General features: G+C 46.8%; 21 protein-coding genes and 1 pseudogene. 15 read left to right on the top strand and 7 right to left on the bottom strand.

The features are described from left to right. Window positions 1-13: 13 nt before the first annotated feature. Window positions 14-463, top strand: coding sequence for an SRPBCC family protein (locus tag SHEWANA3_RS11665; RefSeq protein ID WP_011717160.1), 450 nt, complete (start codon window positions 14-16; stop codon window positions 461-463). Between the two features lie 157 nt (window positions 464-620). On the opposite strand, the gene SHEWANA3_RS11660 is transcribed toward SHEWANA3_RS11665, so the two are convergent. From SHEWANA3_RS11660 to SHEWANA3_RS11650, 3 genes are all read right to left on the bottom strand, one after another. Continuing rightward, complete coding sequence (locus SHEWANA3_RS11660; RefSeq protein WP_011622847.1) at window positions 621-2213, bottom strand: ABC-F family ATPase; 1593 nt, start codon at window positions 2211-2213, stop codon at window positions 621-623. 232 nt (window positions 2214-2445) lie between these two features. Then, entirely contained in the window at window positions 2446-4407 is a 1962-nt protein-coding gene (locus SHEWANA3_RS11655; protein ID WP_011717159.1) for a phytase, read from the bottom strand. Window positions 4408-4432: 25 nt separating this feature from the next. Continuing rightward, complete coding sequence (locus SHEWANA3_RS11650; protein ID WP_011717158.1) at window positions 4433-7267, bottom strand: TonB-dependent receptor; 2835 nt, start codon at window positions 7265-7267, stop codon at window positions 4433-4435. A 621-nt stretch (window positions 7268-7888) separates the two neighbouring features. Here SHEWANA3_RS11650 and SHEWANA3_RS11645 point away from each other — a divergent pair. From SHEWANA3_RS11645 to SHEWANA3_RS11605, 9 genes are all read left to right on the top strand, one after another. Continuing rightward, window positions 7889-8863 (top strand): GGDEF domain-containing protein, encoded by a 975-nt coding sequence (locus tag SHEWANA3_RS11645; protein WP_086017256.1) that lies wholly within the window; start codon window positions 7889-7891, stop codon window positions 8861-8863. Continuing rightward, window positions 8863-10041: an AraC family transcriptional regulator gene (locus SHEWANA3_RS11640; RefSeq protein WP_011717156.1), complete on the top strand. Its 1179-nt coding sequence runs from the start codon at window positions 8863-8865 to the stop codon at window positions 10039-10041. Before SHEWANA3_RS11645 ends, SHEWANA3_RS11640 begins: the two co-directional genes overlap by 1 nt. A gap of 394 nt (window positions 10042-10435) precedes the next feature. Then, window positions 10436-11644 carry a multidrug effflux MFS transporter gene (locus SHEWANA3_RS11635; RefSeq protein WP_011717155.1) on the top strand — a complete coding sequence of 403 codons (1209 nt, stop codon included), beginning with the start codon at window positions 10436-10438 and terminating at the stop codon, window positions 11642-11644. Between the two features lie 217 nt (window positions 11645-11861). Beyond that, on the top strand, window positions 11862-12059 hold the full coding sequence (locus SHEWANA3_RS11630; RefSeq protein ID WP_166485356.1) for a hypothetical protein: 198 nt from the start codon (window positions 11862-11864) through the stop codon (window positions 12057-12059). Further along, window positions 12022-12990, top strand: a complete 969-nt coding sequence (locus SHEWANA3_RS11625; RefSeq protein ID WP_041412648.1) for a helix-turn-helix domain-containing protein — start codon at window positions 12022-12024, stop codon at window positions 12988-12990. Before SHEWANA3_RS11630 ends, SHEWANA3_RS11625 begins: the two co-directional genes overlap by 38 nt. Then, the gene (locus SHEWANA3_RS11620; RefSeq protein WP_011717152.1) at window positions 12987-14189 is read left to right on the top strand and encodes an EAL domain-containing response regulator; all 1203 of its coding nucleotides are present in this window, start codon (window positions 12987-12989) and stop codon (window positions 14187-14189) included. The genes SHEWANA3_RS11625 and SHEWANA3_RS11620 overlap by 4 nt, the downstream gene beginning before the upstream one ends. Window positions 14190-14229: 40 nt before the next feature. Next, complete coding sequence (locus tag SHEWANA3_RS11615) at window positions 14230-14487, top strand: hypothetical protein (RefSeq protein WP_166485355.1); 258 nt, start codon at window positions 14230-14232, stop codon at window positions 14485-14487. Beyond that, the gene (locus SHEWANA3_RS11610) at window positions 14477-16402 is read left to right on the top strand and encodes an ATP-binding protein (RefSeq protein WP_011717151.1); all 1926 of its coding nucleotides are present in this window, start codon (window positions 14477-14479) and stop codon (window positions 16400-16402) included. The genes SHEWANA3_RS11615 and SHEWANA3_RS11610 overlap by 11 nt, the downstream gene beginning before the upstream one ends. Window positions 16403-16493: 91 nt before the next feature. Continuing rightward, window positions 16494-17276 (top strand): CLCA_X family protein, encoded by a 783-nt coding sequence (locus tag SHEWANA3_RS11605; RefSeq protein WP_011717150.1) that lies wholly within the window; start codon window positions 16494-16496, stop codon window positions 17274-17276. A 10-nt stretch (window positions 17277-17286) separates the two neighbouring features. Here SHEWANA3_RS11605 and SHEWANA3_RS11600 read toward each other — a convergent pair whose 3' ends face one another. Together SHEWANA3_RS11600 and SHEWANA3_RS11595 are read right to left on the bottom strand one after the other, a co-directional pair. Further along, window positions 17287-18237 carry a hypothetical protein gene (locus SHEWANA3_RS11600; protein WP_041412646.1) on the bottom strand — a complete coding sequence of 317 codons (951 nt, stop codon included), beginning with the start codon at window positions 18235-18237 and terminating at the stop codon, window positions 17287-17289. Between the two features lie 292 nt (window positions 18238-18529). Beyond that, window positions 18530-19426: an MBL fold metallo-hydrolase gene (locus SHEWANA3_RS11595; RefSeq protein WP_011717148.1), complete on the bottom strand. Its 897-nt coding sequence runs from the start codon at window positions 19424-19426 to the stop codon at window positions 18530-18532. Between the two features lie 202 nt (window positions 19427-19628). Here SHEWANA3_RS11595 and SHEWANA3_RS11590 point away from each other — a divergent pair, with 202 nt between their 5' ends. The 5 genes from SHEWANA3_RS11590 to SHEWANA3_RS23210 all read left to right on the top strand — a co-directional run bounded on the left by SHEWANA3_RS11590 (window position 19629) and on the right by SHEWANA3_RS23210 (window position 23278). After that, window positions 19629-20798: a PepSY-associated TM helix domain-containing protein gene (locus tag SHEWANA3_RS11590; protein ID WP_011717147.1), complete on the top strand. Its 1170-nt coding sequence runs from the start codon at window positions 19629-19631 to the stop codon at window positions 20796-20798. Beyond that, window positions 20798-21262: a hypothetical protein gene (locus SHEWANA3_RS11585; protein ID WP_011717146.1), complete on the top strand. Its 465-nt coding sequence runs from the start codon at window positions 20798-20800 to the stop codon at window positions 21260-21262. Before SHEWANA3_RS11590 ends, SHEWANA3_RS11585 begins: the two co-directional genes overlap by 1 nt. Before the next feature lie 96 nt (window positions 21263-21358). Beyond that, window positions 21359-21625: a hypothetical protein gene (locus tag SHEWANA3_RS11580; RefSeq protein WP_011717145.1), complete on the top strand. Its 267-nt coding sequence runs from the start codon at window positions 21359-21361 to the stop codon at window positions 21623-21625. Window positions 21626-22662: 1037 nt separating this feature from the next. Beyond that, window positions 22663-22965: a hypothetical protein gene (locus SHEWANA3_RS11575; protein ID WP_011717144.1), complete on the top strand. Its 303-nt coding sequence runs from the start codon at window positions 22663-22665 to the stop codon at window positions 22963-22965. Window positions 22966-22987: 22 nt separating this feature from the next. Next, a complete protein-coding gene (locus tag SHEWANA3_RS23210) occupies window positions 22988-23278 on the top strand; it encodes a hypothetical protein (protein ID WP_011717143.1) in 291 nt (96 codons plus the stop codon). A 75-nt stretch (window positions 23279-23353) separates the two neighbouring features. Here SHEWANA3_RS23210 and SHEWANA3_RS23205 read toward each other — a convergent pair. Both SHEWANA3_RS23205 and SHEWANA3_RS11570 read right to left on the bottom strand, forming a co-directional pair. Beyond that, window positions 23354-23507: pseudogene (locus SHEWANA3_RS23205) on the bottom strand (IS200/IS605 family transposase); the annotation flags it as partial. 40 nt (window positions 23508-23547) lie between these two features. Continuing rightward, on the bottom strand, window positions 23548-25161 hold the full coding sequence (locus tag SHEWANA3_RS11570; protein WP_011715680.1) for an IS1634-like element ISShes12 family transposase: 1614 nt from the start codon (window positions 25159-25161) through the stop codon (window positions 23548-23550). Window positions 25162-25402 lie beyond the last annotated feature (241 nt).

Below are 25402 nucleotides of genomic sequence, written 5' to 3'. Positions count from 1 at the left end.
GAAGGATAAGGATATGTCGGATAACACAGGTACAGTGAAGTTACATAGAGTGCTGCGTGCGCCCGCGGCGTTAGTCTACAAAGCCTTTACCGATAAAGCGGCGTTAGAGCGTTGGTTACCACCTTACGGCTTTGTGGGGACGATTCATGAGTTTGAATTGGCCGTTGGGGCGGGCTATAGCATGAGCTTTACCCAATTCGCGACGGGATACAGTCACTCCTTTAAGGTGGTCTATACCGAGCTTATTCCCAACCAACTGATTAGACATACTGACCAGTTTGATAATGAGAATCTGCCTGGTGTGATGCAGGTGACTATCGAATTAACTGAGGTTTCCTGCGGTACCAATTTGCAGATCATTCAGGAGGGGATTCCAGCCGTTATCCCTGAGGAGATGTGTTATTTAGGCTGGCAGGAGTCATTACAACAATTAGCGGCTTTGGTGGAAGCGAAAACCGAGTAACGCAGTCAGTCACTGCGTATATGAAAGGCTGATACAAAAGGGGAGTATAAAAAAGACGCTAAGCTCGAGTAGAGTGAAGCGTCTTTTCTTTGGGTCTTTTGAAGTCCTTTAGCAAAAGGGCGTTTATCAAAAGCGCTTTTGCAAAAGCCGTTGGCGATTAGGCACTGGCAAGGTTTGCCAAATACTCATCAAAGGTCCCTTGGAAGTTGACTAATTTTCTATCGCGAATATCGATAATGCGGGTTGCTAACGAGGACACAAATTCGCGGTCGTGGCTAACGAAAATCAATGTGCCTTCAAAATCTTTGAGGGCATTATTTAAGGATTCAATCGCTTCCATATCCATATGGTTGGTCGGTTCGTCCATAATGATGACGTTGATATCTTGCATCATTAACTTGCCGAAAATTAAACGGTTTTTCTCACCACCTGAGCAGTTTTTGGCTTTTTTGTTGGCATCATCTTCGGTAAACAGCAAACGACCTAACATGGCACGCACCATCAAATCGTTGTGTTTTGGCTGACGCCATTGGTCCATCCATTCAATAATAGTCAAATCATTATCAAAATCGCTGGTGCTGTCCTGTGGGCAGTAACCAATGGAAGCGTTTTCAGACCACTTAATCACGCCTTGATTATGGATTAACTCATTGACTAAACAGCGTAATAAGGTCGTTTTGCCGACACCGTTCTCACCGATAATCGCAAGCTTTGCGCCGGCTTCGAGGATTAAATCGCCGCCTTCGAATAGCAATTCGCCGTCAAAACCGTGGGCGAGGTTCTCAAGCACCAATGCCTGACGGTGCATCTTCTTGCCTGGCGCGAAGCGGATTGACGGCGCGATACGGCTGGAGGATTTGACTTCATCCAACTTAATTTTGTCCATGCGCTTGGCGCGTGAACTGGCGAGTTTTGCCTTAGAGGCGTTAGCACCGAATCGGTTAACGAAGTCTTGCAGCTCTTCAATTTCAGCGCTCTTTTTGGCGTTGCTCGACAGCAATTGTTCGCGCTGCAGCGCCGATTGCTCAAGGAAGTATTCGTAGTTGCCAGGGTAAATCCGCAGCTCACCGTAATCGATATCCGCCATATGGGTACAGACAGCATTTAAGAAGTGTCTGTCGTGGGAAATAATGATCATGGTGCATTTGCGCTTATTCAGCTCAGTTTCGAGCCAACTGATGGTGTGAATATCCAAGTTGTTGGTGGGCTCGTCGAGCAGCAATATATCGGGGTTCGCAAACAGTGCTTGGGCTAACAGCACGCGCAGTTTCCAACCGGGGGCGACCTGTGACATTGGGCCATAGTGGAAGGATTCTTCGATACCGGCTTCAATCAGAATTTCGCCCGCGCGGCTCTCGGCGCTGTAGCCGTCCATCTCGGCAAATTCACTCTCAAGATCGCCCACACGCATGCCGTCTTCTTCGGTCATATCGGGTTTGGCATAAATCGCGTCACGCTCTTGCTTGATTTTCCACAGCTGGGTATCGCCCATGATCACCGCATCGATAACCGTGTATTGCTCGAAGGCGAATTGATCTTGGCTTAGGGTGCCGACCTTTAAGCCCGGCGTGATCGACACGTTGCCCGAGGTTGGGGCGAGGGCGCCACTTAAGATCTTCATAAAAGTCGATTTGCCGCAGCCGTTTGCGCCAATCAAACCATAACGGTTGCCGTTGCCAAATTTTGCCGAGATATTTTCAAATAATGGCTCTGGGCCGAATTGCATGGTGATATTTGCGGTAGAGATCAAGGGTATGTCCTAGGAAAAAGTCGTTAATAACGGCTTAAAAAGCTGGCAACCGCAAACAGTATTGCAATATCGAGCTAGTTATTGGCCAAATGATTTGGGCGCGGAGTATAGCGATTTCAGACTCAAGATGCGAGTTTCAAGCAAAAAGGTTCAAGGCAAAAATAAACCGAGCCACTCGGACTCGGTTATCATTCCTCTCGCCAGATCATGCAGCTTTCAACTGGCTCAATACTCAGTTAAGCGATAATTCCTCGATAATATTGCGCCAAGGCAGCCATTTAAAAGATTGATTATTATCGGGTAAATGATTGTGTCCATCCTGTACCACCAGCATTCCCTGTTGCCAAGCTCCGGTTCCAACGCTTAAGTGAGTCACGGCCAAGCCATCGGTTTCGCTACTGCCATCGATACTGGTTTCGCGGCCATTTTCCATGCCGTTAAGGTTGACTCCAATACGGAACTTACCTAATTGGGCATAAGGCGACTGTGCCTGATACAGCAAGTAACTGTTGTCGCCTTGACTCGACACCACCAGCAGATCCTGCTTTTTACCGTGAATATTGGCGCCTTGATAGAGTGAAATGCCTTCAACATCGGGGACTAAGTCGCCCTCGGCTTTAATGATGAGTTCACCTTGGGTACCGCCATTGGCCTTGGCATTAAAGCGCCAAATGCCTTTATCTTCTTCACCGATAAACAGCGCGTGCTGAGCCTCATCGACCACACAGCCTTCGACTTGGCTTGGGGTATGGATATCGCGCACCAGCTTGATGCTTGGGCCATTTGTTTGCCAATCGACGCGGTATTGGGCGATGCGGCCGGACTTTTCATTGGCGAATACATACAAGTTGTTAGCATCTTGGTACAGGCACATGCCATAAATATCCACCATATTGGTGGCTTGATTGGGATACTCGCTTAACTTGCCATGAGCATCGATTTCATAGAAGGCGAGACTGTCGTTATCCCTTAAGGTGGCCACGGCGATATCGCGTTTTTTACCACCCAGCATCACTTGCTGGCGCAAATCGACGTTATTGATGCGCCCCGATGGTAGGGCTTGAACCTGCTCGCCATGCATATTAAAACTCAATAGCCCCCAACGTTTGTTAGTGCCAAGCACTAGGCTTTTTTCCGGTTCAGTTGGATGCACCCAAATCGCCGGATCGTCCATGGTATCGCCGGGTCTATCGGAAGGAGCGCTTTCAACCCAAGCGGGAATTTCGACAATCTCCTTTTGAGTTTCTTTTGCGTTAGGTTCAATGCTAGCTGCGGATAATGATGCCTCGGTAAACCAATATTGATCGGTTTTATCATCATAAAGCGAGAGCTGAAGGGTGGTGTGATTGTCTTTAATGTTGCTAATATTACCGCCGCTGCGATAACCGCTTAGCCCTTGCACTTTACCCAAGTGGTAGTTTGCAATCGGTTGTTGATCTAAGGTCAGGACGCCTTTTTTATCGCTTAGCAATAACTTGCCATCGATGACTTGCATGCCCGCGATATCATTATTGAGCGCAGCGAGAACCAACTTAGCGCTATTGTCGGCGAAGGGGCTGGCATCAAATTGCCAAACACCGGATTCGGGCTCACTGACTAACAGTTTGTCGCCATCGATGGCGCAGCTGGTGCTGTTGACGGGAATCGCCTGACTGCGCATTTTTTTCGGCATAAAGTGCCCTGCATCGCCTAACAGCCATTGCTCGCTATAACCGTCTTCGCCGCCAAACCAAGCGTAGATATTGCCATCCTGCGGCCTTGGCTGAATACAGATCCAATTGATTTCAAACGATGCCATCGGCAACAGTGGCAATACATTGGTCGCGACTTTGCCTTCTATCTGTTTGATCATGATAGGGCGAATGCGATCGGCACGGCGATCGAGCGTTAGGGCATAGGGATCGCTAAAGGCCAACAGCTCAAACTCGCCTTTGACTAAGGTTTTGGCGGCGGGTAGCGACGTTTTATCCGCGCTTGGCATGCTTTGTAGCATCAAACCATTTCTTTCACTGACCCAAAGCCAATCGACGGCAGGGATTATTGCGTTGTTATCCTTGGTAAACAGCAAGGCTTGGGCTTGGCTGCCTTTGTGGGCTGGGGCTGTGATTGGTTGAGCGAATGCGCTCAAGGGCGCACTGATAAGGCCTGCTAAGCTAACGGCTATGGCACTAATTTTAGTAAATGCTGTTGTCATATCTTTGTTCTTATTCAATAGGTGATTAATAGTTGGTGTACTGCACGCCTAACTGGAAAGTGCGGCCATAGGCTTCGTATTGGGCGTTGTAAGCACTGTCACCCGTGTAGCTGTAGTAGGGCTCGTCGGTCAGATTCACCCCTTTGAAATACAAGGTTAAATTGCTGGTTAAATGGGCCTTGGCGACAAAATCCCACTGCAAGTGATTGTCTTGATAGAGATCGTAGCGCTCATCACTGAGCTCAGTGACTTCCTGTAAATATTCGGATTTATAGGCCGCCGATAACCAGACACTGGCGTAACTGTTTTCATAGCCAAGTGATAGGTTAGCGGTGAGATCCGATTGACTTGGCATCGGAATATCGCGGCTCAGTAACTGGCCATCCTCCAGCCAACTGATCTTGGCGCTGGAATCCGTGTAGGTAAGGTTAGAGTTGAGCACCAGTGCATTAAAGGGCTCGGGCAAAAAGTTAAACTCTTGCACATAGCTGAGTTCCACGCCGTAGATGTCGGCGCTGTCGCCATTGACGAAGGTCACGGCGCTATGGGCATCCACATAATCGCCACGGCCAGCTAAATCCGCCTGATAAATAAAGTTGTCGATATCTTTGTAAAACAACCCCGCCGAAATTAAGCCGATATTGCCGAAGTAGTGCTCTAGGCTTAAGTCAAAATTCATCGATTCGAGCGACTTCAGCTGTGGATTGCCAAAGGTTAAATCGATATCGCCATCATCCTCTTCGAGCAAATATCCCGGCGCTAATTGGCCGAACGTCGGGCGGACTAAGGTGTTGGTCCAGGCAGCGCGCAGCACGGTATTGTCGCTATAGCGGTAAGTGAGGTGCAGTGCGGGCAGCCAATGATCCTCATCGCGGGAGTGCTTGATGTCGATAAATTCGCCCTTGGCACCATCATAACCATAGCCACTGGAATCCCATTGATTTTGCTCGAAACGCAGCCCAGTTAAGATACGCAGTTTATCGATATCGATGTGGCCCATCAGGTAGGCGGCGTTGATATCTTCGCTGATATCAAAATCGTTAATGGTGGACTCGATATCATCGCGATTGCTGTCGGCATCGAGGCTATCGATAAGCTGCCATAACGGCGCAGCATTGATCCCGCTGCCAAAGCGACCGAGGTCATAGTCAAGCTCATTGCCCGCATACTGACTCAATAGCAAATCGTCATCGCTCACGCCTTGATCGCCTAAGTCGCTGTAGATCCAGATATCTTCGCGATTGGATTTATCGCGGCGACTCAGCTTGACCCCGGTTTTTAGCTCGACACTGTAATCCGCGAGGGTTAACTGGCGGGTGAGATCCAGTTGGCCACTGTTGATGGTGTCTTCGGCCTTGGAGGCGGCAATTTCAATCTCATCTAGCTCAAAGTTAGCGTTTTGAAAGTAGTCTTCGGGGGCGATAATCTGTGGCTGTTTGGTATTGCTAAAGCCCGTGTTATCAATCTTGGCGACAAAGTCGGCGCCAGCGATATCCCGCGGTTTTTCGGCGCTGGCGGTGCTGTGGCTCGCTTGATAGTCGAAGGTCCAGCGTTCGAAGCGGGTTTGACCGCCCAGTACAAAGGAGGTGATGTTCTGGTTCTCGGTGCGTGATTTTAGCGAGCGAGTGGTTTTGCCTTGGCTGAGGGCATTGGCTTGCTGCGGCGATTTCCACTTAGTTTTGGCGCTGTTACGGGTTTCGGTATCATCAAACTCACTGTAAAGGGTGCGCAGATACAGATCGGTATCATCACTTGGGCGATAATCGAAGTTCACGCCTATGCCTAAACGTTCCCGATTGATTTCATAATCCCGCGCGTCGATGGATTCAAGCGCCGCATCTTCCAAGCCGTTATCCCCGGCAAATTCCCATTTACCGCCGGTTTCGACGTTATCTGAGCCAAAGTCGCGGTTATACCAACTGGCACCTATGGCTACCCCTAGCTTGTCGGCAAAGATATCGCTGTAGCTGGCGGCGAGTTTGGGATTGGTATTGTCGGTTAAGGTATCTTGGCTCGCCTCGGCGTTGAGGTTGAGATAAGTATCATCGCGATCGAAGGCCGACAGACTTTTAACCTCAATGGCGCCACCCAGTGCATCGGCATCCATATCCGGCGTTAGAGTTTTACTCACTTCTACCGACTGCAAGAGATCCGATGGCACTACATCGAGGGCAACCGCACGGCGATCGCTCTCGGGTGACGGCAAGCGCGTGCCGTTCATCGACACTGAGTTATAGTCCGGCGCCATACCGCGTACACGCACAAAACGACCTTCGCCCTGATCTCGCTCGATAGATAGCCCTGGCACCCGCTGCAGCGACTCACTGATATTGCTGTCGGGGAAATTCCCCAGCACATCGGCGCTGACCACACTCAGTACATTGTCGGCGCCGCGTTGGCGGTTCATGGATTTACTTAATGCGCCTTGTTGGCCGACGACACGAATATGCTCGACATCTTGGCTGCTTAAGTTGATATCTTGCAGCGTGGTTTGTTTATCGCGAATGCTAACGCTATGTTCCAGCGGCATAGCACCGAGGTAGTTGACTACTAAGGTGTAATCGCCATCTTGCACGCCGACAAAGAAGAAGCGGCCATCGCGGCCTGCCTGTTGACTCAGGTTGAGCTCTTTTAAGGTGACGGTCGCGCCAGCAAGGGGTTGTTGACTGACATTATCGCGAATTTGCCCTTCAAGCTTACCAACGGCAAGGGCGCTAGTGCTAAAGCCTGCGACCATCATGGCTAAGCTTATTGCCGACAGACGTGCAGCCAATCGGGTTTTAGGAATGGCGTGCTGCTTTTGCGGCGCTTGGGAGCCTTGTTGTAACTCTTGTCGTAATGGTGGGGTACGAGATTGCATCTTGAGTTCCGTTTAAGTTGTTTCTGTTGAGTGTTATTGCAAGCCTTGGGTGAAGGCCTATTTGTGATGGCGGCCAAGTTAGGGGAGCAAAATGTCAGATTTGTGACGGGATAATTGAGCTGCCGTGTTTGGCGGTTGTTAACGGACGAAAATGGCGGTTTTCGACCGTGAGTGAGCCAAAATGACGCTGAAACATCACCGCAAAAAATAGGCATGGATTAATCAAAATCGCTCAGCAATGATGCAGATATGAAGAGTATGATTGGCAATAATGGCTTTATTTATAAAGCGTTATATCGCTGTCGGTCGAAAAGCAAAGAGATGCAGCAAAGGTTTAGTAAAGCCCGCGCAGACATAGAGTTCAGCATCAATCAGCTCAATATGGTTTTTTTATCCGTACCACTGAAAAGTGCCTGAGCTAATTTGCCGCTGTGGTCGGCACGAATAGTATGTGGTTAAGATTTTTATTTTATTAAATTCAATACATTAAGTTTGATTTGTTTATGTTTATCAGTTGAGCGCGACTAAATGGCGTCACGGCGTTGTCATAAAAGCCCGCTAACTTGCCATCCCATAAAGCATTAACGTTGTATTTGCCCCATTTGGGCTTCACAGAACAAGGTGTGTACTTTGGGAACTCCTGCAAAATCATTACGGCTCGCCAGCGTCTATGGCTTAAGTCTGCTTATTATCTTTATCGTGCCGCTGTTTCTTTGGCAAAGCACCACGGCCAAGACTGTGGCGGCGGTGGATTGGTTTGATGTCGTCACCGAGGGCGCCTTATTTATCCTCGGTATGTGTTGGTTGATGGTGATAGTGTCTGTTCGCCCCTCTGGCCGGGTGACAAATCTATTGATCGCTGGCCTCTCAAGTTACTGCTTGGGCTGCTATTTAGATTTGCTGGATGAGATTTTTATCGTCAAAACTATCCCAGTGTATAACTGGTTTGAAAAGATGCCGACGCCAGTTGGATTGCTGGTGCTGACCTGTGGTCTATGGCTATGGCGTGATGAGCAAACCGTCGTCAATCGCCAGTTGCAAACCCGGGAGCAATTTCACCGCGAACACCAGTTAACCGATGGCTTAACCTTGCTCAATGATGCTAAAGCCTTTGAACATCACTTAATAAAACAATTATCGCAAAATCAATCATCTGGTCTGATTATGCTTGATATCGATAATTTTCATCAATATAACCAAAATCAAGGAGTGGAAGAGGGTGATAGGCTCTTGTCGCAGTTGGCATTGTGGTTAAGCTCAACCCTTAGGAATCAGGATTTAGTCTGCCGCTACGCTGGTGATCGCTTTATCATTCTGTTGCGCGGTGCGATTCCTGCCCTAGTGAGTGTGATGGCGGAGCAGATACAACAAGGTGTTAGCGCGTTCGGTTGTAGCGCCTCCGTGGTCTGGGCGCTGCCATCACCTAAAGTGTTGCCGTTGCAAACGCATAAAACGCCTGCCAAGGAAGAGGCCGCTACGCTGCTGCAATTATTGAATCAAAAAATGTCACAGCAAAAAGAGAGTCGTAGTCCTGCAGCCACACCGGCTCAAGCGAGTAACACGTTCAATCAGTCTACCTTGAGTGAGCTTAACTGATGCGCGCGCTCGCCACTTGGCAGGATAAATGTATCGATAGCCAATTGCTGGTGGCGAGCATCGTTGGGCTTTTTAAACAGCGTGGGCTCGATAGTGATAAGTTGTTACGGGGCACGGGGATTTTTGCTGCAGACATTCGTAAACCCGATCACCTTATTAGTCCAAAGCAGTTATCTCGGCTGCTGGACAATGCTTTATGCCTGTGGCCAAGTGGCGATTTAAGTTTCTTATTGGGTCAGCTGTGGCTGCCATCCCAAAGTGGCGCGCTCACGGCGGGGATATTTTGCGCACGGGATCTGCAGTCGCTCGGGCATTTTTGGCACAAATATCATTGGCTCACACAACCTTGGTTGCAAACTTGGCGCTGGCAAGGAGAGCAGGAATGGCACTTTCTATTAAGCCTCGACTTAGGTATGCAGCGGCACAAACAGTTTTTCATCGAATTAAGCCTGTCGTCCCTCACGGCATGCTGCAAACAATTACTTGGCCAAGCTTGGCGCGGCAGTATCAGTTTTCCTTACCCCGCACCAGCGAACTTAGCCCATTACTATAAGTATTTCGGCACTGAGTTAAGCTTTGATGCGCCCCTTTGCCGAATTTCGATGGGAAAATCCCTGTTGTGCCAACCTCTGTTGTTTGCAAGTCACTCAGAGACCGATGCGATCGATTTTGCTGGCTCCAAATATACAAAGCCGCCGAATAAGCCCGCTGCGTTGCAACCTTGGGATCACCCTCATGCGGGAACGTGGGATCACCCTCAGGCGGGAACGTTGGATCGCCATTTTAACGAGCCGCTTGCGAGTACTGTGTTAGGGCCGCAACTGACGATGGCCAAGAATGCCCGCCAAGCCCTGCTCGCGCATGGGTTTCGCCATGGATTAGCAGCAGGGATCCGCCTTAAATTGATGCACAATGCATTAAGCCTGCCGGAAATTGCGCAATTGTTAGAGATGAGTCCTGCCACGTTAAAACGGCGTGTTGGGGAGATGGGGCTGAGTTACGGACAATTAGTCGATGAATCCCGTTTGATTAAAGCGTTGTATTTTCTCGCCGAACCAGATCAGGATGCCAATAGCATTGCGCATTCCTTATCCTTCAGTGACGCCAGTAATTTTAGACGTTCCTTCAAGCGCTGGACCGGCCAATTACCCGCCTATTTCCGCTTTTGGCTCGCCTAAGCAAGCGCGATAAGTATTTACGGCTCAAAACAGTAACAATTTCAACTGTTTTTGAATGGATATTCGCGATTTTGCATAATGGTTAGAAGAATCCCCGGAGTTATATTTTTATTTATGCAAATTAAAGCATATTCAGTCATTTATAAACTCAGTGGCGATTGGGTGCTGATTGGGGAATTAGTCATAGCAATCAAGGGGGGATTTGTGCCATGATCCGCCATCTTGTACTGCAAGAGGCATGGTGACTCGTGCGGTAACCGGCGTTGTAATAAGCCCGCAGCCAGAACAGTAATAAGTTATTCGATAGGTTAAAAACGGAGGTTAAAGATGAAGAGGGCGGTGCCTTTTATCCAATTATCGCTGTAAACATTCATAGCAATAATTGGATTTTAACATGACAAAATTTAATCAAAACCCGCAAGACCGCAAATGGGATTATACCTTTGCGTACTCACTCCTATTACTTATTCCCTTCGATTTACTCGCTTCTCTTGGCATGGATCTGTATCTGCCTGCCATCAATGATATTCGCCAGAGTTTTAGTGTTAGCCAAGGTCAAATGCAGCTGACTTTAACCCTCTATATGGCGATTTTAGGCTTAGGCCAGTTGCTATTTGGACCGCTATCCGACGCAATAGGGCGCAGGCGAGTGGTGATTGCCGGAGCCTTAGTTTACGCAGGTTCCAGTTTGGCGATGGCATTGACCGACAGCTTCAGTGTGTTTCTGCTCCTTCGGATTGTCCAGGCACTGAGCGCCTCGGCCGTGCTAGTGGCGGCATTTGCGACAGTGCGAGATGTGTTTGCCGATAGGGAAGAAGGCGTCGTTATCTATGCCATTATGGGCTCAGTGCTCGCGGCCGTGCCTGTGGTAGCACCTTTTATTGGCTCGCTTATCGATGGGCTTTGGCATTGGCGAGGGATCTTCTACACCTTAGCGATATTTGCTGCCCTAGTAGGCTTGCATGCCTTACTGAAATGGCCTGAAACCCGCCCAGCGCAGACCCATCCCTTTGAGTGGTCGAGATGTTTTAACATCATTCGCGCTAAGGCGTTTTTAGGCTATACCTTGGCCTACGCCACGGCCATGGGGGCCTTCTTTGTCTATTTTTCGGCATCACCGAGCATACTGATGGACAAATTAGGACTCGATAAGGTGACCTTTAGCCTGTGGTTTGGCTCGGTTGCGATAGTCATGATAATCACCACCCGCTTTGTTAAGCATCTTGTCAAACGTTGGGGCACACAGGGAACTGTGCTAAGAGGCTTGATTGGCATGATGCTAAGTAGCGGCTTATTGTATGGGCTGGAATGGCTAAATGGGCTGAGTTTACTTGGCTTTATGCTGCCTATGTATTTCATCGGAGTGCATATCGCCTTAACCTGCGCCGTAACCGCTAATGGTGCCTTAGCGGCGTTTTCCCATTCTGCGGGGCTGGCAACCGCTCTGTATTATGCCATTGAGAGTCTGTTCTTAAGTGCCTTAGTCAGTCTGTTGATTTGGCTGTTGCCCTCGGGTACTACGCTGGTGATCTGTAGTTATATTTTGATCTCGGCGTCACTATCACTGCTATTTATTCTCTCCATTAGAGCAGATAACAAATAGCCTCAGCTCCATTATCGTCCATTAAAAGCCGAGAATAGCTCGGCTTTTTTTGCATGCTTTATTGGTTGTTATTTGCTCGAAATTACCGTACGTATCACTAGACACTTTTTTTCGTTGTCCAATGTTACTGTGCCATGGTTTTAGGTTAAAGCTGGCATTTATACTGCAATTCCTGTGGCAAACGCATGGTTACGACTCGGAGCAAATGGAGGGACAAGTGATGCAAGAAGAGAAAATCACGGGGCTCTATTTTGTGGAAGAACAGCAACGCATTTGGATTATTTATACCCTAAGACATCCAGAGCCAATAGATGATGTGAACCATGAGACATATATGGAGCTGCTTGAGAAAATAAAAAAGACTGATGGAACACGTTATGATTTGTACGCCTATCTCCTATCCAAGCAAAACTAGTGCACAGACATTCTCCAATTTCTTAAAACACACTCGCACTGAAAACCAGTTGTCTCAGGAAGAGCTATGTTGCCAGCTACGGCAAAAGAGTTGTTTGTTCGATACCTTAGATGCCATCACTATCAGCCGCTGGGAACGCGGGGTGAATATTCCCTCATTGGCCAAGCAGGCGGAAATTGTCGAAATTTTTGGCTCTGAACTATTTGATATTTATCGTGAAGATAAAACGTTTATCCATGAAGGCTTATCACTGATCAATTTATTTGAGTCCAGTATCGAGCGTAGTGAACATCCTTACTATCGAAATAAACCCTATCGCGTCGAGTTTATTGATAGTCAGGATGACAACTTTATGACCTTGCTGCAGTTGAGCTTGGTTTATGAGAGTAATCCACGGCTTTCCTTGACGAATCGTCAATTAACTCAGCCCTTCATTTGCGGATTATCGCTGGTGGTCGCCTTTAGTTTTGGTGAGCAGATCGTGGGGCATAGTCTGTTTTGCCGCACTCAGGCTAAGGTTGCGCTCGAATTTATGAATGACGAGGTGGATTTATTCGAAGTCATAGGCCATCACTCCCAGTCGATTCCCGATACCTTGATGGTGTTTTCATCCTTTGGGGTGACGCCACATATTGAGAACCACATGATGTCTGTTTACCTCCATAAGATGGCCTTAAGTCGCTCGATCAAGTACTTAAGTTTTAGCATTTGTGATGAAGCCTTAAAGCGTAAACTCACCCAGTTTAAATTACCGCTTTTTAAGATCCGAACCTTAGATAACTATCATAAACCCTTAAAAAATTACTCCTTTTTTGCAAGTCGAACCGAAGTGATGGCGAATCGAAATTTGCTGAAATTGTCTGTCATTCCTTCGGCTAAGTCACAGACAATCGATCCCATTTTCTTTATGCAGTTAGGGACCAGCATATGAATATACTTATCATCGATGATCAAAAATTTATCCGTGAGACGCTCAAAGCAGATATTCATCGGTATTTAGCTGAGGACGATATCCATATTTATGAGGCGAGTAATGGCAACCAAGGGATAGAGTTGCTGATGGCGCTGGATGTATCACTCGACTTAGTGATTATCGATTTAAAAATGGAGCAGGGGGATGGTATCGCTGTCATTAATATGCTGGCGACAACGCCTCGTTGGCTGACTGTGCCTATTGCGGTGATCAGTTCCTCCGATAAACGCACACTGGAATTGGTTGATTGCATTATTCATACCTTGAGACTCAACTTGGTTGGCGTGTTTGCCAAACCTGTTAATGCGAGCGATATCTTAACCCCATTACTGGCAACAGAAGCCGAAGATATTGAGCCAGACAATCAGGCTAATCGACGTCAGCGGCATGCAAATATCAATGTGCAGCAACTACTTAAAGATGAGCAGTTGATCCTCTGTTATCAGCCTAAGATTAACTTAATCACTCAGGAAATCGTGGGGTTTGAGGTGTTATCGCGACTGTGCGATCGTCATCATGGGTATATTTACCCCGATGCGTTTTTACCCTTAATCAATCAGCAGGGCCTAAATAGCGTTTTCACTCGTATGGTGATTTCTCAAGCGTTGCAATGTTGGTTACGTCAGCCTCTCTTAGCCAAGTATTCACTATCGATTAATATTACTGCCGACGATCTTACCTGCGATGAGTTGATTGAATACATTATTGAATCAAGCCGGAATCATGATGGTATTCGGTTGATGTTAGAGTTGACCGAATCCCAAGAGATCATCAATCAGGATAGAGTGCTCAATTCAATTGCACGGCTGATTATTAACAATATTGATATTTCCCTCGATGATTTTGGCAAAAGCTATTCCACCTACGATCGCCTCGATGCTATTCCGTTTAAAGAAATCAAAATCGATAAAAGTTTTGTCTCTGATATGGATATCAATCATCAACATTATCTGATTGTTGAGTCAACCATTGCCCTTGCGCAGAAGATGCATGTCAAAGTGGTCGCAGAGGGGGTAGAAACAGCGGCCATTGAGGCTATTTTGACTGCCCTAGGATGTGATGTGGCACAAGGCTATTTGTATAGCCCTCCCATTGAAGGTCGATATCTTATTGACTGGATAGGCCAATATCAGGGCGAATTAATGCATGCACAGTGATGTATTGGAGCCTCAAGTACGGCGGGCAGTATGGTTTTTTATGAGCCAATACTCCCCCGTTCAACAGCAAGTGCTTAGGCGAGCCTTACTCACTGAACTTGACTGTTTACATCATCAACTGATGCAACTCACTTTAGGTGAGAGTATTGCTGAACTTAAACATAGTTTTTTAGGTATAACCCGTTGTCTCGCCTTACACGAGATCTTATCCGTCCCAAGCATAACATCCATCGAACCCTTGATGGCGCGAGTCAGACTATTGCTTAAGGTTGTTCGGGAGGAAAACCATGGGCAGTAAATATACTCCGAGTATTCATTTGTTAACGGGATTACTGGTTACCTTGCTATTGATTTGTTTGACTCTGGCCCATACAACCCACGAGTTTAAAGCGGTTTATCAAAAAAAAGCTCAAGCAGTATTCGCCTCATCTCAGGATATGTTTTTACAGCATCGCATAATGCTGGATGCGCTCAGATCGTTTTTTCATGCATCAGAGGCGGTGTCACCCCAAGAGTTTGAAATCTTTGCTAAAGATCTATTGAGGATAAAATCGGCGCTGGCTTTTACTTTAAGACCGGATCTTCAACTTGCGTATCTCTCGGATCCTTCTCGACTCTCCGAGTTGCAACGGCTACAACTGCATCGCACTGAGCAAGGCGAGCTACAGGCTCAATTAATGGATTATCTCCTCGTCTCCCTTAAGATTGATGAACCTAACATGCCTTATCTTATCTATGCCATCTCGCAAAAAAGGATTTTGACCCGCATCGATCAGGAACAAAACATTTGCGTAACCTATCAATTTGAGCACTCGATAGTGCGAAGTTCAGCCTGTGACAAGCCTCCTGCAGTAGGCTTTTGGCGGCTATTTACTTATTCCGATGAGCAGTTTGTGGTACTGAGCGAATATCAGACTCAGTTTAATCTACAGGTTTACTACCAAGTTCCTCGTGCCGAAGTGATTGAAATCTTGGTGATTATCCTTTCTATTGCGTCGCTCGGGCTGGCATTTTCAGTGCTGTGGTTTGTGAAAGCGAGGCATCGACAAGTAGTACAACGTATTGAGTGCGAAAACCGCTCTAAGTTAGCGTTACTCGCCAGTATTAACCACGAGATCCGAACACCAATTAACGCATTACTCGGTTATAGCAAGCTGTTAAAGAAAACCCTCTCGCGACAGGAGGCGCAATTAAGGTTGCATCATGCAGAGCAAGAAGATAAAGCATTAAGTACGATCGTCGATAAAATGATCTGGTCAGCGAATTTACTCTATTCAGTTGCCGAAAATACCTTAAATTACAGTAAGGCTGAGGTGGGAAAGCTACAGCTTGACCAACACCCTGTGAACCTACGGGAATATGTCGAGCGAATTCAAGAATACTATCGAGCCTTTAATAGCACTTCAGGTAAAACCCTTAGTGTGACTATTAGTGATACCTTACCGGACTGGCTGGTGCTGGATGGCACTAAACTGTTCCAACTCATTACTAACATTATTAATAATGCCTTTAAATACAGTACTGGCGAGCAAGTGCATTGTTATATGGATTTGCCCATGTTATCTCTACAAGTTTCGACTTCCCCCATGTTAAGGATATTAATCCGCGATTTTGGTGAAGGCATGTCTTGGCGGGCAAAACAGGCTTTGGATGAGCCCTTTAATTATCAATCGGTATCAAGTCACGGCATATCAGGAATGGGGCTTGGGTTATATACCTGTAAGCGCTTATTAGAGCAGATAGGTGGGAAATTACGTTTACGCAGCCAGGAAGGGCAAGGCACTACCGTACTGTTGCGCTTTCCCTGTCAATTGCATTGCGGGGTGCCAGTGCCAACAAATCACTATGCACAGCAGTCATTACTTTTGGTCGACGATAATTTATTTAATCTTGAGATTTGCCGTAGTGTGCTCGAGTCGCATTTTACGCATATTCACAGTGCTGATCGGGCTGAAGAGGCTTTAAGATTATTTAGCACCCAGCGACCATTTATCGTGATTGTCGATTACCGCTTAAAGGATACGGACGGGTTAGCCTTAATCAAGCAAATGGTTATCGCCCAAGCTGAGCATTTTTGGGCATGTCAGTTCTTTATGCTATCAGCGAATGATCGCCACGAGATCCCTGATTTGGCACAGTTCCCTGAGGTGATCTTTATGCAAAAGCCCTTTAGCCTCGAAGTGTTCTTTAGCAAATTAGCGGTGGTTCAATAGAAGTAAGATTGTTGTCTGTGAAGCTATAAATCGATTCTGCTTTCACATAGAATCACTTCCATACTATGTTCACCCACGACTTTAACCGATAGTGTTACTCCATCAGCAATATACCCGCCATGGCCCCGATTATCGCTTCGGGGAGCAAATGACCTTTCTGGATGTAAAGCAAACCTTTGGTTTTAGCCATGTACGTGTGGGGCGTTGGGTTACGCGGGAAGAGTCATTGATTGCCGCGAATTTAGTGTTTGATTCGCTTGCCGATCTTGCTTTTATCCTCAATTTACCGCCGTTGACTTTAGGGTTGAGGCAAACCCTAAGCCTTGCTTTTGGCCATGGTGGACAAAAGGGCGTGCAGGCTCACTATGCGCCAGGGGCGCGAGAGCTGGCGTTAGCCAAAAATGCGGGTGCTGGGGCGCTGGCCCATGAGTTTTGGCATGCCTTTGACCATTATGTGGCACTCAAGGCGTTTTCACGAGTCTCGGGGCGTTTTAAGTGTGCTAGCGATCTTTGGCTTGCGGATCTGCCACTTATCGAGCATCCGCTCAATCAGCGGTTGGCCGAAATTTTTAGGGTGACATTACTCTCCGAGGACAATTTGGAGCCAAGCGATTATGTGCGTCGCGCCATAGCCTTAGATAAGCGTTATGGCGCGCAGTATTTTGCTAAACCGACGGAAATGATGGCCCGCGCGTTTGAAGCTTGCATCGAATCCTATCAAGGGATCCAAAATCCCTATTTAGTCTCTGGCACGCACCATTCTGCGTTGGCGAAGGAAGGGGCTTATCCCGATGAGCAGCATAGGCTGCGTATCTTTAATGCTTTGATTGCTTACTTTGAGCCATTAGGCATGGCCTTAGGGAAAGCGGGATAAGCTGACTGGCTTAGTCCGCGAGTTGCTGACAGTAGGCCAGCTGGTGGCGAATCGCATCGAGATATTGCGAGGCGTGATAATCCATCAGGTACCAAGGACTCGTTTGGCTTTCGGGAAGATGATTAAAGAATAAAGGCTCGCTCGCTTTAAGCTTGCTGTGATCGGCACATTGTTGCCAAATCTCATAAGGCGTGTGTGCAAGGGTCGCTAAGTGGTGACGTAGGGTTTGTTTAGTCTCCTCGCTTACACTTGGGGCGAGGTTGGATTGTCTGAGTAATTCCAGCTGTTCGAAGGGATCCTCAGATAAAGTCTGTTTATTCTTACTGCTATCTGTTTCACTGACTTCATCTGTTTCACAGTCCTTAGACATTGGCTCCCAAGGCATCAATGTAAACTCGACCCAATCTAAGCGTTCACACAACAGCGTCTTTGCGATTCTTCTTTCCCCTAGCCAGTTATGCACCATGCAGGGTAAATGGAGTGTCTCCGGCAGTTCAATACTGCGCTGTAAGCTTGGCAACAGCGACATCCGCTGAACCTGTACGTGATTCGCCAATTGCAGCATGAGTACAACTGTCGTTAAGCCTGAAGATGGCCAACAACCAAGGGATGCGGTGAGATCGGTAGCGACTTGTGTCAATGCTTTCGCCAGTTGCACAGCTTGCGGATGACCTTGAACTTCAAAGGCATACTGCGACTCAGCAAAGCCGCCATTGGCAATATTGACCACTTGACCTTGGGGAGCATTCTGCTGCGACCACTGCGTGCCATTAAAGATAAAAGTGAGGCCTTCGGCCGCGGGCTGCCACTCGCCAGAGGCATTGCCAATAATGGTCACTTGCTCAAGCTTAAGTTGCTCTGCGAGTGTGCGAAGGCAAATCCTAGGTTGTGGCTCAGCCAATTGACGGTGCATATGCGTATGGGACTGAGGCGCATCGGCTAAGGGCTGTGGATAGGACATACTCGCAAGGACTCTCTAAAACAAAGATGGGTATTGTAGCGGATCTTCTGTTTTGACTAAAGAATTATTCCCCCGAAGCGACAGGCAAGCTAATTGATAAAATTTCATAATAACAGTACGTTAGACCGTTTTTGTTTCGGCTTTTCTCCCTGGTTAATCTCCTCAAGCGTAGGTTGATGTATTTAGGATTGAGGGCTATTGAGCTGCGAATAGTATTGCCCGCTAAGCCGTTGGAGCCTTTGTTTTGTAAACTCTAGCTATGAACTTTCGTCCTCAAAATAGTATTTATCCGTTATTTTCCCGATGTTTGACGTTCTTTTTCTATCACGGCAATGGTACGTTCGATAAATTTCCTCAAGGCTTTTGGCGGCAGAAAAGGGGATTTGCCCTCCTGATTAAAGCGCGCAACCCGCTCTGCGATCTGTGGATGTTGGGTTATCTGTTCCACACTCTTGCCTGAGTCAATTAGCGACTCGATATGTTGCACCCAGTCATTGGTGTTTTGCTGAAAGCGGCGCAGGGATGCCTTACTACTTGGCTTACCATGGCCAGGTACGATAAGGCTGTCCTCATTACCTATGGCTAAAATATGGTTGATGGCGGCATTAAATCCGCTAATACCACCAGCATAAAAAGTCGGATGCCAGCTGTTATCGACAATATCGCCGACAAACAGGCTGTTGCTCCATGGATGAAAATAAATCCAGTCAGCTGATGAATGGGATGATACTTGGGTGGCCAATATATCGGTTATCACGGGTTGCATTGGCACAGTTTTTTGCGCTGCCACCGTGTTCTGCATCTGGGCTGTATTTTGCAACGGTACTTTTAGTGAAGATACGTTTTGCGATGGAACTGTGTCTTGCGTTGGCACTAGGCTCGCACCCTGTTGGATAAAGTGCTGATTACCGCCGGTATGATCGGCGTGTTCATGGGTATTTAAGATGAATTTAACGGGTTTGACATAGAGAGATTGAATCGCATCATCCAGAGCACCTAAGTGTTCATCCCCAGGCATAGGATCGATAAGCACTAAACCATCCTGCGTCAATATCAGTCCAATATTGGTGCCGTAATCTATGCCTTTTAAAAGATGTACTTGTTCAGAGACTCGCTCAACACTGATCGAATTGGCTTGAACAATGAAGCTATACGTTAAAAGAACGAGGGTAGCGAATACCTTATGCATAGTGAAATCACTCTCTGGTTTAGCCTAATCGATGGGTTCTTTAAGCATTATCGACCGCATTCGAGTTGCGAGCTATTGCGCAACTCGGCCTAATTTGTGACAAATCTTATAAACCTATCGTATTATCAATATGCTGTATTGATAACAATTCGCATTACCTTTACACTGTTGTGATTCTAAAAGAGGTAGGAAACAATCCCCCATGGCGAAAATAAGTAATCGCTTCTGGTTTATGTTACACGGTTGGGTATCTTTGCCCATCTGGATTTTATTCAGTTTTATCTGTTTAACGGGCACTGTGGCCGTGTTGAGTCATGAGTTGACTTGGCTGACCAATCCAGCGGCTCGTGCGACTAATCCTAACGAATTACCCGCAAAACCCGTTGACGAGTTGATGCTGGTGGTCGAAAAGGCGTATCCAAATGCGCAAGTGATGGGGGCAATGACCCTTGAGCCTTATTTAGTCAATGCCATTACCTTTACCGATGCCGATAAACCCTATGCCATCGCCTATGTGAATCAATATACGGGCGAGATCCAGCAGATCAATGAAGGGTTAACCTTTATCGGTTTTATGCGCTCATTACATGGTTGGTTGTTGTTCCCCTGGCAGAGCGGTTATAGCGTGGGCTATTACCTTGTGTGCTCTATGGCACTTTTGATGCTTGCCTCATTGATAACGGGACTCATCGTTTATAAACGTTTTTGGCGCAGCTTTTTTGCACCAAAACTTAGACTCACCCAAGGGAAGAAGACTCTATTGTCGGATCTGCATAAATTATCCGGCGTCTGGTCGATTTGGTTTATCGCGATTATGAGCCTCACAGGGCTGTGGTATTTAGTCCAAGCCATCTTTTGGCATGCCGATATCGATATTGAATCCCATGCGCCTATGATTGCCGCCGAGCAAGTGCCTTTGATGCAAGCTGGCGATACGCAACTGCCAAGCGCGAATGTCTCTTTTACTGAGGCCTTAAGTTTAGCCAAGCAGCGTTTCCCCGATTTTCAACCAAGCTATGTGATGCTGCCTGAACATCAACGGGATATGTACCATTTAAGTGGTAGTGGCGATCATATTTTTTACGATCAATATTCCTATAGTCTCAGCATTAATCCATGGACTGGTGAAATTGCCAGTGCTACCTCGCCAGAAACCATGACAGGTATGCAAACCTTAATGCATATTGCCGATCCGCTGCATTACGGCACCTTAGCTGGTATTTGGACTAAATTGATTTGGTTCTTCTTTGGACTGGTGCTTTCTGGGATGTCGATCACTGGTTTTATGATGTGGGGATTGCGCCATGTCCGCGCCTTTAAACAGGCCGAAACCAAAGACTTAGCCGCAGATATGATAGGGGAGGCTCGCTAATGGCATCATCGGTATTTTGGCTAAAGCATAAATATAAGCTCAGTGGCTTGATTTTGATTTTACCCTTTGTGTTTCTCTATCAGTCGCTTAGCCCAAGCTTTCCGCCCGCTTGGCCGAGCCAGCAGCTTGGTGAATTTAAAATCGCGCCAATGCCCTTAGATTTAAAGGCGCCTTACAAACACCACGATGATTACGTAAAAGATTTTATGTTGATCTTTGAACAGGGTGATGTCGCCCATATTCGCCAAGGTTATGCCAATATCGGCCCAGAGGCCTTGCCATTAGAAGTCCTGCAAAAAGGCGAAAATGGTGTGTTGCATGGCAGCAAACATGGCCAGCATGTGCATGCGATAACCGGCGCTAAGTTAGCGGCAACGGACAGCCTGTGGGTGTCGATTCAAAATTGGCAGGGCGAATGGTTAGTCAGCCAATGGCCTATCCCCGAGGCAGTGTTAGTTCAGTAATACCGCTAGCAAATTGTTTGCAGTAAAACCGCCCTCAGGTGCAAACTGTGCTTGAGGGTTATTTTTATCGGATAGGTTTACTGCAAAGGATTGGATATGGCATTTACTCAAACGGAACTCGCGTTAATCGCTGCCGCGAAACAAAAAGTGCAGATGGCGCAGCGAGTGCGTGTTGGGGTGATTATGTTGCTTATCTTAGGCACGCTTACGTTGCTGGCAGGATTTTGGAACCATCCGTACGCGATTTATATTGCCTTTGCGCTGGTGGTGTTTGCGGTAGCGCTACCCCAGTTTGGCCAGGGACCCAAATATGAAGAATTGCTCGCCCTATTGCAGCAAAAAGCCGCTCAGCAAAACGATTAACCTGCACCACAAGGTTAATATCAATAGTGCTAAGAACTGTGCTAATGACAGCGCTAATAACGAAGGGCTTTCAGCAAAATCTTAACTAGCCTGAAAGTATTCTCTAGCCTAAAATCCCTTGTTACTTACTCATTCCGTTAGTGAAAGCACTTAACGACAGCCTTGTAGCGCCCTTACTCTTCGGGATAGACCTTTTCCTTAAACTCACATTATATTTACTAAAAATGCATTCTCTTTGGTGGGTGAGTGAGTGTGTACCTAGCTATAACAGGCTCTATAGATAGTTTAGATGCTTATAATTCATTACAAATATTTTATATTTTTGTATAGATAGTCTTTTTTGACTCGAAATCATAGAAAATATCACCTGATTTTCTTTACAAAAAACAATAACAAATGAACCCAATGCCCAATTTAACTTTTTAGTTTAAAAGACTAGCAAGGCATGGTTTAGCTGTCTATAGCCACTGATTTCCTAAATACCTTTTAGTTAGATTAGGGGGTCTTGGCGGTTTACTATAGTAACGGTATTTAGGTTGCTCCTTCATTGGAGGATTGTTAACATCAATATCGCGGAAGAACATAAAATGGCTGAGGTATATGATGAGTGAGCTACAACTATGGTCTATCTTAATTATGTTCGTGACACTCGGTTTAGTTATCGCATCCGGAGTGATCTTATACAAAGGGTTCAAGGAATAGCTCTTACTCAACAAAACCGAATCAAGGGATTTAGTTTTATGTGCTACAGGCAACAAATTGATTTCGTTAGACAATAATGTGATTTGCTACTAACCCGGTAAACTTATTGCTCTTATAGGTTGAGCAACCATGCGGTTAACTTTACCAAGTATAATAGCCATCTCTGGGAACATAATGCTGGGTCTCAATGTGTAAAGTAGGCCACCCCAGATAAATCAGACAACCTTATTTTCTTGGATATATTAGCTCTATTCTGGTGCTCGACTCCTTCCTAGTGAGCCCGCTATCTAGCAACCTAAACATTTTGAAAATGTTTAAAATCAAGGAGGTGAATTGTGAATAACAAAGTTAAAGGAATTCCATTTGCAGAAGTTAAAGCTGCTGCGCTCGCCGATCCTACCGTTCTTGATGCTTACTTGCGTGAACAAGGCGCACTATCAAATCGAGTTGATGTTGAAATGTTTATTACTAAGCTAATGACAGCCTTAAACGACCTTCCTAAAAAGGATATTGATGTATGTGATTTGGCTAATGAGGTAGGTATAGCTATTGCCTCATTAGCCGGTAGTGAAAAGCATATAGAAAGAGAGTGTCTTAGTGGAATTAAGCATGGCTTTTCAATGATTAGAGAAGAATGAATTGTGATCGGGAGGTTTTTTAATGGATAAAACATCGTTGAATGCGTTTTGGGCCCATGCGTTGCCTTGTGTGATCATCTCATCTTGTATGCTAGGTTTTGCCTGGCTTGCGATTCAAGAGTCAGATGTCATCTCATCGATCAACTATCTTGTGACGGCCTCCGTTTCGTTTACTTTTACGACGATAGGTTATTGGGGGTATTGTAAATATTACGCTTCCAAAAAAACACATAGTGTATTATATGCTGCTGTTTACACTATTTTATTTCCATTTCTTTATCTACCAAGTATTTTTATTAGAAGACGCAGATAATTTTGCAATACAAGTTATGTTGTAAGGTTGTAAAGATGCCGTTTTCTTAGAGGGAACCTTTGATTTGCCCTGAATCATTTGCAGCGATAATTGTTCTTCTTGTTCAAGGTCTTACATATTGCCTAATAATTTCTTCATAAACCTCTAGTCTATCGACAAAATAACCTCTGGCCCCAAAACAATTAGCCCATAGCCTTTTACGAGCATGAGGGCATTTTTTGAAGAGCCTTGTGGTACTGATTCCTTTCAGCCGACTTTCCGCACCTGATTTAGGAATAAATTTGCCGATACCGTTCGCCTAACACGTCGAGAATGATCTGCTGGTCCACTGTGAGTCCTGTGACTTGAGGTGGCGCCTCTCCCAACTGGTACTCGTGCACCCCGCCAAAGCGTAAAAAAATCCACCGCGCAGTCGGTTTTTGCGTGGGTTTCTTTTTCATGTCCGCCACACTCCGGTTCTGCTCTACTAAGCCCTGCCGGATCCGGTGCTCCAGCGCCGCATAAATCATCAGGCTACAGGTCATCACCATCAGCAACGCTTCGATACGTTCCGGTTTTTTAAGATATAACGAGGAGGTTAAAAATTCGGGACTTTTCAGAAACCTAAAACCACGCTCGACATTCTGCTGGGCTTTATAGGTAGCCAACAGCTCAGCCATGGTGAGCGTTTCACTGTGATCATTGGTCGCGAGGATGAACACCCCTGTCTGGTTGCGCGCCTCAGCCACCCGCGCCAAGCTACTTGCGGCTAACCCCTTGATGTGAAATTGGTAGTTCACCGGCATTTCACCCTTTTGGGGCCTTCCGCGCCCTGCATAGATAGGTTCACTCACGACTTCTGCTTCTAGTTGCAGCAGATTTAAGCTGACAGCAAAACGGGCTAATTCAGCCTGCGCATCGGTCTCGCAGGCAAAACGCTGGGCACATAATTTGTTGAAGGCTTTCAGTTCACGCGTGCTGTCTTTCAGTAGGTTTTTGGCTAATGTTTGCTGCTCACGGTGGCTGGCCTGTTCGCTGCGCACCAGCAACCAACGCTGCGCGACGTCGGCATAATTGGCGCTTTGCCAACAGCCATGATAGCCATTGCCCAGCGCAACCAGCGACTGGGTGCCAATGGTTGCCACGGCTCGCTTGGCTTCATTGAGGGTGACAGGCACACGAGTCACGAACAACTGTTGCTGTTGTGCCAGTAGTTGCAAGGTGTCGGCGCAATACAGCGCCGCATCGCCGACCAGATAACGACTCTCCTGCGCGGCCTTGAGACTGCTCAAGTGGCGCCGTACCGTCTGGGCAAAGGCCTTGGTATCATTAATATTACCACTCAAGGCTTGCATGTAGATGGGCAGGCCGGCCTGATTTTCACAGATAAGCTCCAGGATAACCTGGTTTAGCTCTGGCCGATGGTCGCGGCTATAGCCCCGTACCAATTGCAACTTACCGAGCTGCTCGCCATCGGCTTGGTCATAGGCGCCATCGACGTGGAAGCTGGTGATATCGAGGTGTACTGCAGTACTTTTGAGCCCCAATCGTTCAACGACCTGCTCCGCCATCACCTGATAAAGCGTGCTGACATCGGCCTCAAAGAGGGCATCAAGGCAGCGGCCGAGCACATCATCATTGAGGTCATCGGCACAGATCCCCGGGCCAATCAGGCGTTCTACAGGCTTGTTGGCAAAGAATTGCGGGAACATGTGCAAGGTCGAACTATGAAAGCCAAGACCGTTCAGTATCATCGCCACCAACGCTTCACCATGTGAGACTTTGTAGGGCGGCGTTTTGGGTAGCACCGCATCAATCATGCGAGCAATGCCGAGTTCTTGGCAAAGTGCAGCGACCAAACCAAGGTGGTCGAGGTTACGGATAGAGATAGCGGGAGCGGCCATGATGAATTACCTGCAAAAGAGAGTAATAGATCAGAATGACCGATCGCCGTCAAGTTTTTTAAATCGAAAATTAGGTGCGGAATGACGGTTTCAGTACTCCCATTAGAGTTGATACAGATAACTTAGAAGGAATATTCTAAACGCAGTTAAATAAATCATTCAGTTACTTTCTGGTCAATTATGCTCGTTAATACTGGTCATAAACGGCGCTAGGAACAAGCGTTCGTATTGCTTTAGAAAA

The organism is Shewanella sp. ANA-3 (genome assembly GCF_000203935.1).
Lineage (GTDB): Bacteria > Pseudomonadota > Gammaproteobacteria > Enterobacterales > Shewanellaceae > Shewanella.
This window is presented reverse-complemented; position numbering and strand designations above follow the sequence as displayed.